At 40.1% G+C, this 16,659-nt stretch carries 15 protein-coding genes; 11 read left to right on the forward strand and 4 right to left on the reverse strand.

Annotation, left to right across the window (positions count from 1 at the left end; all coding sequences use genetic code 11):
- The first annotated feature begins 41 nt into the window (after positions 1–41).
- From rpmE to H6G57_RS11635, 5 genes are all read left to right on the forward strand, one after another.
- Positions 42–269, forward strand: coding sequence for a 50S ribosomal protein L31 (rpmE, locus tag H6G57_RS11615; RefSeq protein WP_072719736.1), 228 nt, complete (start codon positions 42–44; stop codon positions 267–269).
- Between the two features lie 225 nt (positions 270–494).
- Positions 495–1,604, forward strand: coding sequence for a peptide chain release factor 1 (gene prfA, locus H6G57_RS11620; RefSeq protein ID WP_190518701.1), 1,110 nt, complete (start codon positions 495–497; stop codon positions 1,602–1,604).
- 264 nt (positions 1,605–1,868) lie between these two features.
- On the forward strand, positions 1,869–2,285 hold the full coding sequence (locus tag H6G57_RS11625; protein WP_190518703.1) for a response regulator: 417 nt from the start codon (positions 1,869–1,871) through the stop codon (positions 2,283–2,285).
- Between the two features lie 89 nt (positions 2,286–2,374).
- Positions 2,375–4,075 carry an ABC-F family ATP-binding cassette domain-containing protein gene (locus H6G57_RS11630; protein WP_190518704.1) on the forward strand — a complete coding sequence of 567 codons (1,701 nt, stop codon included), beginning with the start codon at positions 2,375–2,377 and terminating at the stop codon, positions 4,073–4,075.
- A 161-nt stretch (positions 4,076–4,236) separates the two neighbouring features.
- The gene (locus H6G57_RS11635; protein ID WP_190518706.1) at positions 4,237–4,869 is read left to right on the forward strand and encodes a Uma2 family endonuclease; all 633 of its coding nucleotides are present in this window, start codon (positions 4,237–4,239) and stop codon (positions 4,867–4,869) included.
- A 121-nt stretch (positions 4,870–4,990) separates the two neighbouring features.
- On the opposite strand, the gene H6G57_RS11640 is transcribed toward H6G57_RS11635, so the two are convergent.
- A complete protein-coding gene (locus H6G57_RS11640) occupies positions 4,991–5,389 on the reverse strand; it encodes a hypothetical protein (RefSeq protein ID WP_190518708.1) in 399 nt (132 codons plus the stop codon).
- Between the two features lie 353 nt (positions 5,390–5,742).
- Between H6G57_RS11640 and H6G57_RS11645 the strand changes: the two genes are divergently transcribed.
- Genes H6G57_RS11645 through H6G57_RS11655 form a run of 3 tightly spaced genes read left to right on the forward strand, consistent with a single transcriptional unit; the run spans position 5,743 to position 6,710 of the window.
- Positions 5,743–6,174: a CVNH domain-containing protein gene (locus H6G57_RS11645; protein WP_190518710.1), complete on the forward strand. Its 432-nt coding sequence runs from the start codon at positions 5,743–5,745 to the stop codon at positions 6,172–6,174.
- 60 nt (positions 6,175–6,234) lie between these two features.
- Positions 6,235–6,456: a hypothetical protein gene (locus H6G57_RS11650; RefSeq protein WP_190518711.1), complete on the forward strand. Its 222-nt coding sequence runs from the start codon at positions 6,235–6,237 to the stop codon at positions 6,454–6,456.
- 23 nt (positions 6,457–6,479) lie between these two features.
- Positions 6,480–6,710 (forward strand): sulfurtransferase TusA family protein, encoded by a 231-nt coding sequence (locus H6G57_RS11655; protein ID WP_190518713.1) that lies wholly within the window; start codon positions 6,480–6,482, stop codon positions 6,708–6,710.
- Between the two features lie 361 nt (positions 6,711–7,071).
- Here H6G57_RS11655 and H6G57_RS11660 read toward each other — a convergent pair whose 3' ends face one another.
- Positions 7,072–7,677: a hypothetical protein gene (locus H6G57_RS11660; protein ID WP_190518715.1), complete on the reverse strand. Its 606-nt coding sequence runs from the start codon at positions 7,675–7,677 to the stop codon at positions 7,072–7,074.
- A 230-nt stretch (positions 7,678–7,907) separates the two neighbouring features.
- Between H6G57_RS11660 and ptsP the strand changes: the two genes are divergently transcribed.
- Together ptsP and ptsG are read left to right on the forward strand one after the other, a co-directional pair.
- Positions 7,908–10,451, forward strand: coding sequence for a phosphoenolpyruvate--protein phosphotransferase (ptsP, locus tag H6G57_RS11665; protein ID WP_190518717.1), 2,544 nt, complete (start codon positions 7,908–7,910; stop codon positions 10,449–10,451).
- Between the two features lie 91 nt (positions 10,452–10,542).
- Positions 10,543–12,387 carry a glucose-specific PTS transporter subunit IIBC gene (ptsG, locus tag H6G57_RS11670; protein ID WP_190518719.1) on the forward strand — a complete coding sequence of 615 codons (1,845 nt, stop codon included), beginning with the start codon at positions 10,543–10,545 and terminating at the stop codon, positions 12,385–12,387.
- A gap of 145 nt (positions 12,388–12,532) precedes the next feature.
- Here the strand turns inward: ptsG and H6G57_RS11675 are convergent, their stop codons facing one another.
- Both H6G57_RS11675 and H6G57_RS11680 read right to left on the reverse strand, forming a co-directional pair.
- Positions 12,533–13,240 (reverse strand): calcium-binding protein, encoded by a 708-nt coding sequence (locus tag H6G57_RS11675; RefSeq protein ID WP_190518721.1) that lies wholly within the window; start codon positions 13,238–13,240, stop codon positions 12,533–12,535.
- A gap of 202 nt (positions 13,241–13,442) precedes the next feature.
- On the reverse strand, positions 13,443–14,123 hold the full coding sequence (locus H6G57_RS11680) for a ComF family protein (protein ID WP_190518723.1): 681 nt from the start codon (positions 14,121–14,123) through the stop codon (positions 13,443–13,445).
- 114 nt (positions 14,124–14,237) lie between these two features.
- Between H6G57_RS11680 and H6G57_RS29620 the strand changes: the two genes are divergently transcribed.
- The gene (locus H6G57_RS29620) at positions 14,238–16,589 is read left to right on the forward strand and encodes a putative PEP-binding protein (RefSeq protein ID WP_190518724.1); all 2,352 of its coding nucleotides are present in this window, start codon (positions 14,238–14,240) and stop codon (positions 16,587–16,589) included.
- Positions 16,590–16,659: the final 70 nt, after the last annotated feature.

Raw genomic sequence — 16,659 nt, forward strand, 5'->3', positions numbered from 1 at the left:
ATTGTAATTGAACACTTTGTAAATTTAGAACATTACTCGCCATGCCTAAACCTGGTATTCATCCCGAATGGTATCCAGAGGCTGAAGTTTATTGCAACGGTGAATTAGTCACAACCGTTGGTTCTACTCAGCCTCGGCTTTATGTTGATGTGTGGTCAGGAAATCATCCTTTCTACACCGGAACTCAGAAACTTTTAGATACGGAAGGACGTGTTGAGCGCTTCCTTCGGAAGTACGGCATGATGGATGATAAGCAAGCCCAAAAATAGCGAGGTTGTCGTTTGTCTGTCGTCTGTTGTCAGTAGAGACTAAGCATGGCTAGTCTCTACTGACAACTGGCTTTTTCCATTTTGGCAGGGCATTCGGCGCTGATTTCAAGTTGAACTCAGCCTTCCCCCAGCCTTTGATTTGATTGAGGGGTTCAATGCCTCTGACAACTGACAACTGGTACAGACGCGCCATGGCGCGTCTCTACACTGACAAAGGACAACCCTATGGCTGATGCTTATCTTGTTGATAAACTTAAATCCATTGAACAAACTTTCAATGAGTTAACCCTGCGTTTAGCTGATCCTGATATTGCCACTGACCCGGATGAATTTCAACGGGTAGCTAGAGCTCGCTCTTCAATGGAAGAAATTGTGGTGGCTTATCAAGATTGGAAAACGGCTCAAGAACAACTTTTGGGCGCTCGTCAAGTCATGAAGGAAGCTGGAGAAGACCCGGAAATGCGGGAAATGGCTTCTCTGGAAGTGGCAGAGTTGGAAACCCAAATTAACCAACTGGAAATTCTGCTCAAAATCTTGTTACTACCCCGTGACCCTAATGATGAGAAAAATATCATGTTGGAAATTCGGGCTGGAACTGGAGGGGAAGAAGCGAGTATTTGGGCTGGAGATTTAGTGCGAATGTATACCCGATATGCGGAAAGCCAACGCTGGCGGGTGAGTATGGTGAGCGAGTCTCTGGCGGATATGGGTGGCTTTAAGGAAGCGATTTTAGAAATCCAAGGGGATAGCGTTTATAGCAAACTCAAGTTTGAAGCAGGCGTTCACCGGGTTCAGCGTGTTCCGGTAACGGAAGCGGGAGGTCGGGTTCATACTTCGACTGCGACGGTGGCGGTGATGCCGGAAGTGGATGAAGTGGACGTCGAAATTGATCCCAAGGATATTGAGATGACAACGGCTCGTTCCGGGGGTGCGGGAGGTCAAAACGTGAACAAGGTGGAAACGGCGGTTGACCTATTCCATAAACCTACGGGTATTCGGATTTTCTGTACCGAAGAGCGCAGTCAATTACAAAACCGGGAACGGGCGATGCAAATTTTACGGGCGAAGTTGTACGAAGCAAAACTGCGGGAACAACAGGAGGCTGTAACGTCGATGCGTCGTTCTCAAGTCGGAACGGGGTCACGTTCTGAGAAAATCCGTACTTATAACTATAAAGACAATCGCGTGACTGATCATCGCTTAGGTGAAAACTTTCCTCTGGCTACAATTTTGGAGGGAAATTTAGAAAATGTACTGGGTGCCTGTATTGCTAAAGATCAAGAAGAACGGTTAGCTGAATTAGCAAACTCCACATCTAATCCTGTTTCAGTGTAATTCAATGGGTTTTGGCTTTACTGTTGAGATAACGTTTCCCAGTAAGTTAGTCCCAATTGCAGTAAGTGCGAGAACTCATCGGGGTCTCGCCTTTTTTTGACATTAAGCACCTCTGATATTCAATATTTTCTCCCTAGAACCTATTTTTGGGGGTAAATGCAGTCCTCTTGCGCGCTTTAAGATAGAATTGAAGTTACAATTAACGGTTATCCTAAACTCCAAATTTTATCTAATTTTATTTTTTAGTTTCCTAGAGATCAAGATATGCCGCAAAGCAAACTGAAACTCATGGTGGTTGATGATGAGCGAGATAATCTCGATCTGCTCTATCGAACATTTCGGCGGGAATTTCAGGTATTTAGAGCCGATAGTCCTTCTAGTGCCATGAATATTCTCGATACAGAAGGAGAAATGGCGGTGATTATTTCGGATCAAAGTATGCCTGAAATGACAGGAATTCAATTTTTTACCCTGGTCACTGACCGTTTCCCTGATACAATTAGGGTTCTACTAACGGGTTATTCTGAAGATGCTTTAGAGTTGGATTCGGAAACGATAACATCAACTTTGATTTTTAAATGTATTACCAAACCCTGGGAGCCGGAAGCATTTAAAGCTATTATTCAAAAGGCAGTAGAAACTTATAAAGCCAGCAAGGAGAAAGAGCATAATAAAACTTAAAGGGTTAAACTAGATAGGAAATAAACAGATTATTTTTTAATTTAAAGTTTGGCTTTCATAAACTAACAATTATACTCAAGGAAATTAAAATGTTACGACTTGAACATATCAGTAAAATTTATTCTACAGGTTTAGTTCTTAAAGATGTTAATTGGGAAGTAAAACCGGGCGATCGCGTGGGTTTAGTGGGGGTGAATGGGGCGGGAAAATCAACTCAATTAAAAATTATTGCGGGGGAAATGGAACCGACTTCTGGGGAAATTATTCGTCCCGCAAGTTTAAAAATTGCCTATTTAACCCAAGAATTTGAAGTTAATCCCACTCATACGGTTCGGGAAGAGTTTTGGACAGTTTTTGAAGCTGCAAATCAGATTCACGAATCTTTGACCCAGGTACAACATGAAATGCAAACCGCAACTCCAGAGGAGTTAGATCAATTAATTAAAAAATTAGATCGTTTACATCGAGAATTAGAAGCCATTGGCGGGTATACATTGGAGTCTCAAATTGAGAAAATATTGCCGGAAATGGGGTTTGATTCAGAAGATGGCGATCGCTTAGTCAGCGCCTTTAGTGGCGGTTGGCAAATGCGAATGAGTTTAGGAAAAATTTTACTTCAAGAACCGGATTTATTATTATTAGATGAACCGACCAATCATTTAGATTTAGAAACAATTGAATGGTTAGAAACCTATCTCAAAGGCTTAACAACGCCGATGGTGATTGTTTCCCATGACCGAGAATTTTTAGATCGTCTTTGTACTCAAATTGTGGAAACAGAACAAGGGGTTTCTAAAACTTATTTAGGGAATTATTCGGCTTATTTACAACAAAAAGAAGAAGCAGAATTAGCTCAATTAAGTGCCTATGAACGGCAGCAAAAAGAGTTAGAAAAACAACAGGCTTTTATTGAACGATTTCGAGCCAGTGCCACCCGCAGTACCCAAGCGAAAAGCCGAGAAAAACAACTGGATAAAATAGAACGCATTGAAGCGCCTACGTCCTACTCCCCCACCCTAAAATTCCGGTTTCCATCGGCGGTGAGAAGTGGTCGAGAAGTGGTAAATATTAAAGATTTAACTCATTTTTATGATGAAAAAATCTTGTTTTTAGGAACTGAATTATTAGTTGAACGGGGCGATCGCATTGCCTTTTTAGGGCCGAATGGTTGCGGAAAATCGACCTTACTGCGTTTAATTATGGGGTTAGAAGCACCCACAGAAGGACAGGTTTCTTTAGGAGAACATAACGTTATTCTGGGCTATTTTGAACAGAATCAAGCGGAAGCTTTAGATTTAGAAAAAACGGTTATGGAAACCATTCATGATGAAGTTCCTGAGTGGAAAAATGAAGAGGTTCGGACTTTATTAGGACGGTTTTTATTTAGCGGAGATACGGTTTTTAAACAAGTTGGGGCGTTAAGTGGAGGAGAAAAAGCGCGTTTAGCTTTAGCGAAATTATTACTGCAACCGGTGAATTGTTTAATTTTAGATGAACCCACAAACCATTTAGATATTCCGGCTAAGGAAATGTTGGAGGAAGCTTTACAACATTATGAGGGTACGGTTTTAATTGTTTCCCACGACCGTTATTTTATTTCTCGTGTTGCTAATAAAATTGTTGAAATTCGAGATGGAGAGTTTCGGGTTTATTTAGGGGATTATCATTATTATCTCGATAAGCTGGAAGAAGAAAAAGAACAAGCGCGTTTAGCTAAATTGGAAGCGGAGAAAGCAGCTAAAAAAGCGGCGAAAGATGCGAAGAAAAAAGCTAAGGCGAAAGGGAAATAATATGAAATCCAATGTCAACGCTACAGATGATCCCCCCAACCCTCCTGTAGAGACGTTGCATGCAACGTCTCTACAGGAGGGGGATTTGTAGCAAACATTAAAGGATGGAATATAACAACTCTCCAAAATTGAAGAAACAATGCAGGAATGGGGACAAAAACATGAGTGTAACTTTTCCGATTCAAGCGATTAAACTCACTCCGGGTAGCCAGATTACTATTTCTAACCTATCTTGGCAAGATTTTGAAGAAATTTTGATTGACTTAGGAGAAAAGCGCAGTAGTCGTGTTGCTTACTACCGAGGAACCTTAGAAATGATGTCTCCTTTGGCACTCCATGAACGTCCCCACCGGATTATCGGTTATATTCTAACAACAATTCTTGATATTCAAGGGCGAGACTGGGAGGATTTTGGTTCAACGACGCTTAAACGTCCACCCCTGGCTGGAATAGAACCGGATACTTGCTTTTATATTGAAAACGCTCAACGGGTGCAAGGTTGTACTCATTTAGATTTAAAACATTATCCACCACCAGATTTAGCAATAGAAGCAGATGTCACCTCTAAAATAACATTAGAAGCCTACGAAGCCATCGGGGTTCCTGAAGTTTGGATTTATGAAAATCAACAGTTAAAAATTTATTTACTTTCTGATCAAGGCTACACTGAAACGGTTAATAGTCCGACCTTTCCTGAGTTATTCCTAACAGAAATTATTCCCCAATGGGTGCAAAAAGCTATTGATGGAGGAACGAGTAAAATGTTACGAGAATTAAAAAACGAATTACAGTAAAAGTAACTTTAAAAAACCAGGTCAGTTAGGATTATAGCGTTATGATCAAGATTATTAACCCCAAAAAACTGTAAGGATCAACCAACGACTGTTGACCCCTACAAAGATCCAAGATAATGAACTATCTGTTACCTTGAGCAACTACTGTTGTAGAATCAAAGAATTGTTCTTGAGGAATACTGGTGATGGAAGTTCCTTGAACTTTTCTGATGGCTAACCCATTAGAATCTTTTTTGATATAGCGCAGTCCATCTAATTTACCTGCGTTTAATAGTTTCATCCAATCATCCGCACTAATTTTAATAGTCACCGTTTGACCACAGCCATTGAAGTACATATCATTAGTTATCACACCCCCTGACCAACCATAAAAAGCCACAGGCTGTTCCCAAAATACTTGAGTTGTTGTCGCTGCACCTGTATTCAAGGTTTGGTCACAGACACCAGCCAATGCAGGAGTAGTAGCAAAGGACAACAATAAACAGACAGAAAATAACAAAGCCAAGAGTAATTTTTTCATAGTAATTAAATCTCCTATGGAAAGTCGGATAAAATGATTAAGAGCAGGCAATTAAAGTTAAATTAAAGTAATGAATTTTAAAGCAAAAGTAAGTAAACTTATATGCAAATTCCATGACTTTTTTGCAATTTTTTAATTACCCAGTATCCAAGTTACCATAACCCTACTGAGTCAAGCCTTTAGGCTAAAAAATGATATAAAACTTTGAAAAACTTTGAAAAACTTTGAAAAACTGACTGAACTTTCTGATTGTCCTACATTTTTTGTTAAGATTTTATAAAATTTTTCTCTGAGGTCAAAAAATATGAAATAGTGATTTTGTTCAACAACTTTAGGATTGAGAGCAATTAAAAATGAACAAAATTTCTACCGTCTTTAAGGCAGTTTTTGCCTTGTTATTTGTTTGTCTGCTATCTCTTAACTTAGTAATTAGTCCAGCCATGGCAACAGGACAATTTAGCAAAACCTGTGAGGATATAAAACTTGAGGGTTCAATCCTTTCAGCAAGCTGCGAAACAATCAGTGGTTCTTATCAAGATACCTCTATTAATTTAGATAATTTCATCGGTAATTTGAATGGTAGCCTTTCTTGGGGTGATCATCTGTTCTCCCGAACCTGTAAAGATATTGGTTTAGGACAGTCTCTCAGTACCCGCGAATATGTCCTTAGTGCTCAATGTGAAAAAGTGGATGGTAGAACTTATGTTCAAACAGAGATTACTGTAGATGAGGATATTGCTAATATTGACGGATTACTAGAATACGAAGGTTTTGACTCTTTCTAAGATGATGTTTCGGGTTACGACGGGGATGGGGTGAGATGAAATGGAATCGAGTTGTTTTGGGTGCGATCTACCGAAATCGTTCTCATCCCCGGACAACAGAGTTTGATTGAGTTCCGCACTGGGAAAACCAGTCACTACATCTCCTTAGCTGACGTGCATCAAATTGTCTTCTTAGTCGCTTCTATTCGTAGAAGTGGAATTAATGGAAAATTGGCTAACACACTGTTGTTGATAACACACACTTTTCAAGCCATAGACCTTAAAAATACCATGCAACATTAATAACTCGCGTTCAGGAGACCATTATGGCAGATTTTGATGAAGAATTGGATGCAAGCGGATTGAACGAGCCTTTACCTATTTTGCGTGCGAAAAAAGCATTAAGTCAATTAAGCTCTGGTCAAGTTTTACACGTCATTACAACCGACCCAGGTTCAGTGAAAGATTTCGAGGCTTTTGCCAAACAAACGGGGAATGAATTGCTAGAATCCGATGAAGGAGGCGGCAAATACTATTTCTACATCAGAAAAGCCTAGAGTGCTTTAATTCAACTTGAAATCACACAAACCCAGCTTCATTCAACTCACATATTGGTGGCTTCTATTCGTAGAAGTGGAATTATAGCGATTTGCAGATGAACTACAGTTTCTAGGAATAAAAACCCGGTTTCTTTGAGAAACCGGGTTTTTTGGTTTTTCTGAACACACAAAGCTATCATAAAAAACAGTAGAGGAAAAATAATTCTATCCTGTTGAATAATTGATATTAAAATCAGTTAAATCGATCAGAAAACCATTTTAATAACGCCCCAGGTTGAAATTTTGGTTCCCAACAGTTTAACTAATGTAGTATGGCAAGATTGCGATTAGTGCGGTTAGCAGTAACAACGTCTTTCAATTAATTCTTGAGTGTATCCCTTATTTTCCTTAATTTAGCTAGAACGTCTTTTTCTAAACCTGTAGACCAACGATATTTATCGCTTTTATGCTGGTATATGCTAACCTTTTCCTTGAGGTTTTCTATATATTCTATCAGTTCTACCAAATCTTTTTGAGTTTTAACACCCCTAACAATACCAGCAGTCTTTAGGTAATAATTCCCGATTACATCTGCTTCTTCTTTTGAGGCATGATGATCTCGATGGTAGTGACGGATTTTACCATTCATTTCTTCAAAATAAGAGGCTATACTTCTGACAAGAGCAAAATCTAATTCATCTAGTTTTTTAGTTTCATAATTAATTTTTTCCTGACCTGACTTAGGAGGGGTGTCTGGTTCAGAAATAGAAGCAGAGGTTTGAATTGGATCAGAATTTTTAGATTCAGCATTACTCAAGATATACTCTAGATTTTTTAAACAATCCCCGAAAGATGAGATATTGCGGACAATTACCTGTTTTGTTTGAGTATTGATGATCGCATACCCAGAACGTTCATCGACTACAGCATATTGCCCGTGTACTGTCACATAGGCGTTTGTGTTTATTCTTTTGATGTCACTCATTTGGGATTTGGGAAACTAAAAAAACAACTATTTTATATAATACCATAAGGAGAGCCTTATGGGTTTTGTTTAGTCTTAAAATGGATCTTTTTAATATTAAGAATTGTTGCAAATTAAAACAAAATCGAAATTTTTTAACAATGGCAAAAGGTTAATTGTATCTTAAACAATATCTTGGGTTTGACACCCCACAACAGCTTAAAAAACTTAAATTGAAACAGGACTTAATAATGATTAATACTGGAACACCAGTTTCTCAAGGGACTGGCGTTGTCTTAAAAGCCCCTTTATCGGGATATATTCTCCCCCTTGAACAAGTTCCTGACCCGGTATTTGCTCAAAAAATGGTTGGGGATGGGATTTCAATTGACCCGGTGAGTCAAGTTTTAATAGCCCCTTGTGATGGGGAAATCATACAACTCCATCCCTCCCATCATGCTGTCACTCTCAAAACAGCCGAGGGGCTAGAAATATTGATGCACATTGGTTTAGATACCGTAACCTTGCGGGGTGAAGGGTTTAAGCCTAAAGTTAAAATGGGCGATCGCATTCAAACCGGTGATCCCTTAATTGAATTTGATATCGATTATGTTGCCCTTCATGCTAAAAGTTTGCTCACTCAAATTGTCATTACAAATAGTGAGGAAGTGGCAAATTTTCAGGCGAATTCTGGCACTGTTATTGCTGGCGAAACGGTCATTTTAGAACTCATTTTATCCACAACCGTTAAAGAACATACTCCTACTTCTAATCAGACCATTACTTCCGATGAAATTATTATTCCTAATCCCACAGGATTACACGCTAGACCATCAGCCGTATTAGCCAATTTAGCCAAAAAATATCAATCAAAAATTCGCTTACAACGGGGCGATCAAGACGCCAATATTCGCAGCGTTGTTGGGTTAATGGGGTTAGAAGTTAATCACGGAGATCGGGTGGTTTTAGTCGCCCAAGGGCCAGATGCAGCAGAGGCGATCGCTGAACTCTCTGATGCGCTCCGTTCCGGTTTAGGAGAAGAAGGAACAGTCCCCATTGCGGCACCTGCGAGTGTTGCTCAAGGAGACATCTCAGCACCGCCTCCCCGTCGTCGTTCGGATGATCCCAATCTAATTTTAGGAGTAGCAGCATCCTCCGGGGTAGCTGTCGGTCAGACGTTCCGAGTTCGGGAACAGGAAATTCAGGTGAAAGAACGGGGCGAAAACCCCAATTCAGAACGGCGTAAACTAGAAGCCGCCATTAAACAAGCCCAATTAGAGGTAGAAGCGTTACGCGCTAATGTACATGGACAGGGCGACCCGAGTAAATCGGCGATTTTTGCTGCTCACCAAGAATTATTAGAAGATCCCGAATTAATTGATATTGCAACCAGTACCATTGATAAGGGAAAAAGTGCCGCTTTTGCTTGGAAACAAACCTTTACGAATAGTGCAGAACAATTAGCAAAATTACAAAATGAATTGTTATCTCAACGGGCAAATGATGTCCGAGATGTGGGACAACGGGTACTCAGAATTCTCACAGGAGTAACTTCAACCGGGCCTATTTATCCCGATAATACTATCTTGATTGCTGAAGATTTAACGCCTTCAGATATGGCAACTTTAGATCGATCTAAAGTGATTGGATTTTGTACTGTTGCGGGGGGAGCGACTTCTCACGTTGCGATTTTAGCGCGTTCAATGGAAATTCCCGCGATCGCAGGAACGGAACCCCAAGTGTTAGATTTACCTGATGGAACTTGGGTGATTTTAGATGGCAATAAAGGAACGTTGCAACTAAACCCAACTTCCGCAGAAATGGAACAGGTGAAAACCTTACAAATTGAAATTGCTAAAAAGCGAGAACAGGATGTGTCTAACGCCATGAAACCCGCCATCACAACGGATGGGTATCGGATGGAAATTGTGGCAAATATTGGCAACCAACGGGATGCAGAAACCGCCGTTCAATTAGGCGGTGAAGGGGTAGGTTTATTGCGAACCGAATTTATTTTTATGGATCGCTCATCGGCTCCTACAGAAGACGAACAAACCGAGATTTATAGTAGTATTGCTGAAGTTTTAGGAAAAGAACGACCGTTAATTATTCGGACGTTAGATGTAGGAGGAGATAAACCTTTACCTTATTTACCTATTCCCCATGAAGAAAATCCATTTTTAGGAGAAAGAGGTATTCGAGTTGGGTTTGATCGTCCTGAAATTTTAAGAACCCAGTTAAGAGCGATTCTGAGATCGGCTTCTTCAGGAAACTTAAAAATTATGTTTCCGATGATTGCGAGGTTAGAAGAAATAAAAATGGCAAAAGCTATGTTAGAAGAAGAACGAGAAAAGTTAAATGCTCCGGCGGTTTCTGTGGGAATTATGGTAGAAATTCCAGCCGCAGCAATGATGGCTGAACAGTTTGCCAAAGAAGCTGATTTCTTCTCCATTGGAACCAATGATTTAACCCAATATACCTTAGCAATGGATCGAGGACATCCAAAACTAGCTCCTTATGTTGATGGGTTAAATCCTGCTATTTTAAGATTAATTGATTTAACCGTAAAAGGAGCAACTCAACAGGGAAAATGGGTAGGTGTTTGTGGTGGCATAGCCAGTGATCCACAAGCAATTCCATTATTAATTGGTTTAGGAGTTAAGGAATTAAGTGTCAGTGTTCCCAATATTCCTAGTATTAAGGCACAAATCCGAGAATTAAGTTTAGTTGAATGTCAAGAATTAGCCCAAAAAGCATTAAACGCAGAAACAGGGGCAGATGTCCGGGCACTTTAATCAGTGTAGAGACGTGCCAAGGCGCGTCTGTAGCAGTTATCAGTAACAATATTTGATAGAGTCCTGAAGGACTCACTACTTAAGAAAAACAATGCTAAAAAACGCTTTTGCTTTATTACAAAAAATGGGAAAGTCTTTAATGCTTCCCGTTTCGGTCTTACCCATTGCTGGTTTATTATTGGGATTGGGGAGTGCTCGTTTAATTGAATTGCAAAACTTGGCATCGGGAACGATTACCTCCCCTAAATTTTGGTGGTTACCCGACTGGTTAGCCACCATTATGAAGAATTCCGGGGATGCAATTTTTGGAAATTTACCGATTATTTTTGCGATTTCTGTTGCGATTGGATTTGCTGAAAATGATGGGGTTTCTGCCTTAGCTGCGACCGTTGGATTCGTTGTTTTTGTGGCTTCATTGGGGGCAGCTTCTACCACTTTATTTGGCATGAATCCCGATGATTTAGTCAAAGTCATGGGGATTTCTTCGTTAGATACGGGGGTATTTGGCGGTTTAATTATGGGCTGTGTTGCAGCTTATTTATTTAACCGTTTTTTCCGAATTCAACTCCCCCAATATTTAGGATTTTTTGCCGGAAAACGATTTGTTCCCATTATTACGTCCTTTGCTGCGATCGCAATGGGAATCTTAATGAGCGTGATCTGGCCCCCCATTGGAGAGGCGATTTCTACGGCTGCTAATGCGGCTGCATCCGGTGGAAATGTGAGTATTACCGCAGCAATTTATGGGGTTGTAGAACGGTTATTATTACCCTTTGGATTACACCATATTTGGAATGTTCCCTTCTTCTTCCAAATTGGTTCTTTTACTGATCCAATCACAAATAGAGTCGTTACCGGAGATATTAATCGCTTCTTTGCGGGTGACCCAACGGCGGGAATTTTAGGGGGTGCTTATTGGTTTAAAATGTTTGGTTTACCTGCGGCTGCCATTGCCATTTGGCGGGCTGCAAAACCGAAAAATCGGGTGGTAACGGGAGGGATTATGATCTCTGCTGCTTTTACCTCTTTTTTAACCGGAATTACCGAACCGATTGAATTTTCATTTATGTTTGTCGCCCCTGCTTTATATGCGGTTCATGCGTTAATGGCTGGGTTTTGTGATTGGTTATTTATTGCCCTAGGTGGACGTATGGGGTTTACCTTTTCCCAGGGATTTATTGACTTTTTCCTCTTCAATAGTTTAGGAACAAAAGCTTGGTTAATTCCCGCTTTAGGGCCGTTTTTTGCAGCTTTATATTTCTGTGTGTTTTACTTTGGAATCCGACAGTTTAATTTACCTACTCCGGGTCGAGAAGATGATGTAGAAACCGTAGAAACGATTACCCCAGGAACAGGAGTTGGTAGTTTAGCGATGGAACTGGTGCGTGCTTTTGGGGGACGCAGTAATATTACCACGTTAGATGCTTGTATTACTCGGTTACGGATCACCGTTAATGATATTAAAAAGGTGAATAAAAACCGACTGAAAGCGTTAGGAGCATCGGGAGTTTTAGAAATCGGAAATAGCGCTCAAGCAATCTTCGGCCCCCGTTCAGAAAATTTAAAAACAGATATGATCGAATATCTGAAAGTTGCAGGGCCAGAAGCGGATATTGTGGAGGAAATCACACCGGAAACGACAGAGGTTAATTCAACATCAAATGATGCTATTTTACCAACAATAACCTTAGATGCAGAGGCTAAAAATCGGATTCAAAATATCATTATTGCTTTAGGAGGGAAACAGAATATTCAAACCGTTGATGCAGTTGCGTTAACTCGATTACGAGTTCAAGTCATTGATAATACCCTAATTGATGAAGCGGCATTAACAGCGGCAGGTGTGGAGGGTATTTTACGTTTACCAGATGGGATTTTGCATCTATTAGTTGGTTTAGGTGCCCAACAATATGCAGCCCAAATCAGTAATCAGTAATCAGTTATCAGTTATCAGTAATCAGTAATCAGTTATCAGTTATCAGTTATCAGTTAATAGGGAACAGGGAATTACGAATTACTGATATAGACGGAATTCAATATTTATTTAGGGGTAATTCATGAATTGCCCCTAACCCTACTCTTTAAATTGGTGTAAAATCCAGGTTAAGATTCAGTTGATTGGCTTGTACTCCCGGTAAAAATGCAATTAATTCTTGTTGACCGGATTTGTTAACATAAATACCCGCGCCTGTTCCATAACCCGATAATGTTAAATCATTAAATGTAATTACATCCCCGGTTTTATAAGCAAAGTAATCTTCACCGACCGTAAAATCAGAAATCAACGCAAAATCTGTTAAACCTCCCGTTGAGTAATAAGTGGTAGAATTAGAACCTCCTAAATAAAACGCATCAAATCCAACTCCACCTACTAAGGTATCAATTTCACCCGACCCCGGATTAGCAGCATTAACATCAACACCCGCTACATAATCATCCCCAACATCACCAGAAACATAATCATTTCCCCCTCCACCTGCCAGCAAATCTTGGTCTTTCCCTCCAAATAGAGAGTCATTATTAACTCCCCCAACTAAGTAGTCTGAACCTAAATTCCCAAAGAGTTGATTAGTACCTGATTCTTCAATCAGAATATCGTTTTCTTTTCCGCCAAAAAGTAAATCATTTCCGAGGTTGCCATAAATAAGATCGTTTCCTTGATTTCCATTAATTGTATCATCACCCGCAAGACCTTGTAGAGTATCATCTCCTTCTAAACCATAGATTTCATCTTTCTCCACAAGTCCAGCGAGATTATCAGCTAATGCAGTTCCTAAAATTAAACTCATTTTTTTATCAGTAATTAGTTATCAGTTATCAGTTATCAAGTATCCGCATCATCAGTTATCAGTGTAGAGACGTGCCTGGGCGAAGCTGGTTCATGCCGTAAGGCTATTGCCGTAGGCTTTTGGCGCGTCTGTATAAGTAATCAGTCATTAGTTATAAAACAGTTGTTGTTTGTTGTCAACTACTGGAAATCTTTATTTTGCTTCATTCACGGGATTTCTTTGATTGACTGATTACTAATTTTTGAGTGGTAGCGATCGCAACAACACCCACCACCGGAATTTTAGCGTGTTGGAATTGATCAATCGCTGCTTTTATGGTTGCACCTGTGGTATAAATATCATCTAAAATTAAGACTGAACCGGGGGGACGGCGACGACGAAAATCTTGACCTAAATTAAAGACACTTTGCATTTCTTTGAACCGTTGTTCGGGCGATAATTCATGCAATGCTTCTGTTTCTTTAATTCGTTCTAAACCGTGAGCCGCTAGAGATAAACCCGTAATTTCACAAAAACTTTTCCCTAAAAGTTCTGCTTGATTAAATCCCCGCTTTTTTAATTTAGCGACGTGTAAAGGAATGGGTACAACCGTAACACACGACATTTCCCTCGGAGTCGATAACCAAGTTTCTGCTAATCCATAGCCTAAAGGTTTAGCTAATTCTGTATGATGATCATACTTCAAAGCTGCGATCGCTCGCTTGAGAACGTCTTTATATTGTCCCCAGACACAAAGCGGTATTTCTGTAGCAAATTTAGTCCCTTGGGGAAATCGACAGCGAAGTAACTGTCGTTGACAATAATCACAAAGTTCTGTATTAGCAGGTCGGTTACACAATGGACAATTGGGTTTGAGAAATAAGTTTAAAAGTGCTTTCATCATTCTTCTAGCCGGTTTCGGGTTTCGGGTTTCGGGTTTCAGCTTGAAGAGTTGTTTTTGTTAAGCCTGACACCTGACACCTGACATCTATAATAATGAGTGAACTTAGCTTAAGGCGTGGATAATTTTTATTGGCTTGACGAAATTCAACCTTCTGATCGGGAAGTTGTCGGGGAGCAAGCATTCTATTTAAGCCATTTACTCCGTCAAGGTCATCCGATATTACCGGGTTTCGTTGTGACGGCTCAATTATTCTGGGAATTTATACAAACGATTGACTGGTTAGAACCCTTGTTTGTAGATTTACCCCAATCATCCCTTTATTTTGATGTCAATCAACCGCGTCAATTACAAGCGATCGCTCAACACCTTTGTCAACAACTCATCGATACCCCTTTACCCGAACCTTGGGTTCAACAAATTCAAGCTTATATTAACCAATTAAATACACCTGCATTGATATTTTATCCAAGCTTGAGTATTCCCCATCAATCCCCAATATCAGGACTATTAGAATCGGTAATGGGTTGGGGAGATGCTGAAGCCGCTTTATTAGGACTTAAACAAGCATACTGTGAATTTTTTCGGGCTAGAAGTTTATTATATTGGCAACGATGTGGTGTGCGATTACAAGATTTACAACCTACGGTATTAGTTCAACCCCTTCACTCTGCGATCGCGTCTGGATTGGTTCAAATTCAGCCTGATGCTTGGGAAATCCACTCAACTTGGGGTTTAGAATTTTCACTGCGATGGGGAGAGAACTATCCTGATCTTTATAGAATTCAACCCCAAACCGCAAGGATTGAATATCAACATTTAGGCTCTAAAACAATTGTCTATGATTTAAAATCTTCTCCGCAGCAACCGACCCAATATCCCATTCCTCAAAAGCAATTTGGAACAGGAGTTACTCAACTTCCAATTTACGCCACCTTAGTTTCTGAACAACAACCGGAATTTTCCCTGACCCCTCAACAACTCCAACAGTTAATTGAAAGAACTCAACAGGTTATCAACGATTTACCTGTGATCACCCAATTCCATTGGGGTTTATTTCAATCGTCCCAGAACCCAGAACCTGAATTATATCTCGCTGGGGTTGGATCTCCTGAAATCTGTCTTTTATCTCATCCGTTGAATTCTGAGTCTACCCCTGAACGTCAACCGCCTTTTCAAGGACTGGCGGTGGCTTCTGGACAATGTAGGGGCACTGCTTACATCCTGACTACCCCAGACTCTATTCCCTCCCAGTTACCCGATAATACGGTGTTAGTGGTTCCTGCGATTACTTGGGATTATTTACCGTTATTAAAGCAATGTGTGGGAATTGTGGCTGAACAAGGGGGAATGACCAGTCATGGTGCAATTGTGGCGAGAGAACTGGGAATCCCTGCGGTCTGTGGTATTGTGAATGCAACAGTACAAATTAAAACAGGTGAGTCCGTGTTTGTAGATGGTAAGCGCGGAGAAGTTTATTTTATGGAACAAAATCATTCGGTGAATGAAGGGTTATCAGAACAAAATCTTCAGCAACAACGCTTCTTTGAAACCCACTTCATACCGAACGCAACCCCCTTGATGGTCAATATTAGTCAATCGAGTTCTATACAACATCTTCCTGCTTTACCGATTGATGGAGTCGGTTTACTCCGTTCAGAATTAATGGCGATTGAAGTGTTAGAATTTCCTCAACATCCCCCTGTTTCTGAGGAAAACCGAAGCAAATCCTATAATTTTAGTCGCTGGATTGAACCGGAACAACAGCTTGAATTTGTTCAAAGAATGGTAGAACCTTTGCATCAATTGGCTATTATTCTATCTTCTCGACCGCTCTATTATCGAGCGTTAGACTTAAGAGAAAAAGGGAATTTCCCCATTTCTAATTTCCCATCCCCCGAACGTCTGGCGTTATTTGATTTAGAACTTCAAATTTTATTACAATTATATGAATCCGGTTATCAAAACATTTATCTAATTTTACCGTTTATTCGTTGCGTTGAAGAGTTTTTAATCTATCGTTATCGCATTGAAAGTTCAGGATTAAGTCATTATCCTCAGTTTCAAGTTTGGATTATGGCAGAAGTGCCATCGCTGTTATTTTCATTACCCGATTATGTCAAAGCAGGAGTGCAAGGTATTTCTATTGGAACGAATGATCTCACGCAATTATTATTCGGAATTGATCGCAATCAAATCCACAGTTCTCCTGACAATCAGATTGAATATGAACGCCATCCTGCGTTAAAAAAAGCGATAAAACAGTTCATTAAAAAGGCGAGAAAAGCCAAAATTCCTTGCTCAATTTGTGGCGATGCACCCGCCTTATATCCTGAATTAATTGAAGATTTAGTGCGTTGGGGAATTACATCAATTTCTGTTAATTTAGATGTCGTTGAATCCACCCATACCGCGATTACCAAATCCGAAAAACGCATCCTGCTTAAAGCTGCACGTCAACAAATTTAGAGCCGGGAACAGGGGAAAAAGAGGAGACAATTCTAATTCCAAAACCCCTTTAATGCTGACTGTTCCCTGT

The organism is Planktothrix sp. FACHB-1365 (genome assembly GCF_014697575.1).
Taxonomy (GTDB): domain Bacteria; phylum Cyanobacteriota; class Cyanobacteriia; order Cyanobacteriales; family Microcoleaceae; genus Planktothrix.